The organism is Pseudomonas eutrophicaquae, assembly GCF_023544715.1.
Classification (GTDB): Bacteria; Pseudomonadota; Gammaproteobacteria; order Pseudomonadales; family Pseudomonadaceae; genus Geopseudomonas.
The window spans coordinates 1-1,947 of record NZ_JAMJEZ010000045.1; the positions used below are offsets into that span (position 1 = coordinate 1).

Below are 1,947 nucleotides of genomic sequence, written 5' to 3' on the forward strand. Positions count from 1 at the left end.
TCTTCGCCGAGCAGGTTCTGCTGTGCCGGCATCACGCCGGCACGGCCGTGACGCAGGGTCTGCTGAACCTGGGCGAAGCTCGAGCCATACAACCAAGTACGGTCGGTCAGGTTCGGTGCGCCGAGCAGGTGGTTACCTTTGGCCTCGACACCGTGACAGGCTACACAGTTTGTAGTGTAGATCTTTTGACCTTCGGCAAGATCTACGCCTTCCGGGTTTTTCAGGCCCGAGAGGCTGCGCACGTAGCCGGCCACATGACGGATACCGTCCTCGCCGAGGCTGTCAAGCCAGGCCGGCATGGCGGCCTGACGGCCATTGAGGATGGTGGTCTTGATCGCGGCCGTCTCGCCGCCCCACAGCCAGTCGTTGTCGGTCAGATTCGGGAAGCCATAGGCGCCCTTGGCGTCTGAGCCGTGGCAGACCGAGCAGTTGGAGGCGAACAGGCGACCACCCATTTTCAGGGCTTGCTCGTCACGGGCGACATCCTCGATCGGCATGGCAGCGAACTTGGCATACAGCGGGCCATAAGTCTCATCCGCGCGGGCCATTTCCTTCTTCCACTGGTTGACGCCTGTCCAGCCATCGTCATAGCCCGGCAGGACACCTTTCCAGTTGCCCAGACCCGGATAGAGCACCAGGTAGCCCAGTGCAAAGATCACGGTGCCGACAAACAGCATGAACCACCAGCGTGGCAGCGGGTTGTCCAGCTCTTCGATCTCGTCGAAGGTGTGACCGGTGGTCTGGTCAGTGGGGGTGTTATGCCGCTGACCCTTGCGGGTCGAGAACAACAGCCAAGTCAGCGCCACAATGGTGCCGAGGCTGAGAATGGTGATGTACCAATTCCAGAAACTGCTCATTAGTGCTTACTCCCAGAAGCGTTTTCTTCACGCTTTTCGGATGGGGGCTCATCGGCGAACGGCAGGTTAGCCGCATCGTCGAAGCTCTTCTTGCGCTTGCCACTGAAGGCCCAGAGCAGCAGGCCGACGAAGGCGATGAGCACCATGGCGGTGCCCAGTCCCCTCAGAGTCCCGATATCCATGGCGCGTTACCGTGTGTTCTTGATGCTGGTACCCAGCACCTGCAGATAGGCGACGATCGCATCCATCTCGGTCTTGCCCTTGACGGCATCGCGTGCAGCGGCGATGTCATCGTCGGTATAGGGCACGCCGAGGGTACGCAGGGCGCTCATCTTGTCAGCGGTATGGCGGCCATCGAGCTTGTTCTCAACCAGCCACGGGTAGGCCGGCATCTTCGACTCCGGCACCACGTTGCGCGGGTTGTAGAGGTGCGCACGCTGCCAGTCGTCGGAGTAGCGACCGCCTACACGGGCCAGATCCGGACCAGTCCGCTTGGAGCCCCACAGGAACGGGTGATCCCAGACGCTCTCGCCCGCCACCGAGTAGTGACCATAGCGCTCGGTCTCGGCGCGGAACGGACGGACCATCTGCGAGTGGCAGCCAACGCAGCCCTCGCGGATGTAGATGTCACGGCCTTCGAGCTGCAGGGCGGTGTAGGGCTTCATGCCCTCTACCGGCTCATTGACCACGTCCTGGAAGAACAGCGGGACGATCTGTACCAGACCGCCGATGCTCACGGCGATGACCATGAGGATGGTCATCAGGCCGATGTTTTTCTCGATGATGTCGTGCTTGCTCATCAGTGGGCTCCTTGAACCACAAACTTCTCAGCGGCCGCCATTTCTTCCGCCTTGGCCACCCGCACGGTGCGCCAGACGTTGTAGGCCATCAGCAGCATGCCAGTGACGAAGAAGGCACCGCCGATCATGCGCACCAGGTAACCCGGGTGGCTGGCTTCGAGGGCTTCAACGAAGGAGTAGGTGAGGGTGCCGTCTTCGTTGACTGCACGCCACATCAGGCCCTGGGTAATGCCGTTGACCCACATGGAGGCGATGTACAGCACGGTGCCGATGGTAGCCAGCCAGAAGTG

General features: G+C 61.4%; 4 protein-coding genes. All 4 read right to left on the minus strand.

The annotated features are described in order from the left end of the window. A partial coding sequence (gene ccoP / locus MXC11_RS12000; protein WP_250010408.1) for a cytochrome-c oxidase, cbb3-type subunit III occupies positions 1-857 on the minus strand: 857 nt, incomplete at its 3' end. Beyond that, positions 857-1,039, minus strand: coding sequence for a cbb3-type cytochrome oxidase subunit 3 (locus tag MXC11_RS12005; protein ID WP_250010409.1), 183 nt, complete (start codon positions 1,037-1,039; stop codon positions 857-859). The genes ccoP and MXC11_RS12005, both read right to left, overlap by 1 nt. A gap of 6 nt (positions 1,040-1,045) precedes the next feature. Continuing rightward, the gene (gene ccoO / locus MXC11_RS12010; RefSeq protein ID WP_250010410.1) at positions 1,046-1,657 is read right to left on the minus strand and encodes a cytochrome-c oxidase, cbb3-type subunit II; all 612 of its coding nucleotides are present in this window, start codon (positions 1,655-1,657) and stop codon (positions 1,046-1,048) included. Further along, positions 1,657-1,947: cbb3-type cytochrome c oxidase subunit I (locus tag MXC11_RS12015; RefSeq protein WP_250010411.1), on the minus strand; the 291-nt coding region annotated here is incomplete at its 5' end. The genes ccoO and MXC11_RS12015, both read right to left, overlap by 1 nt.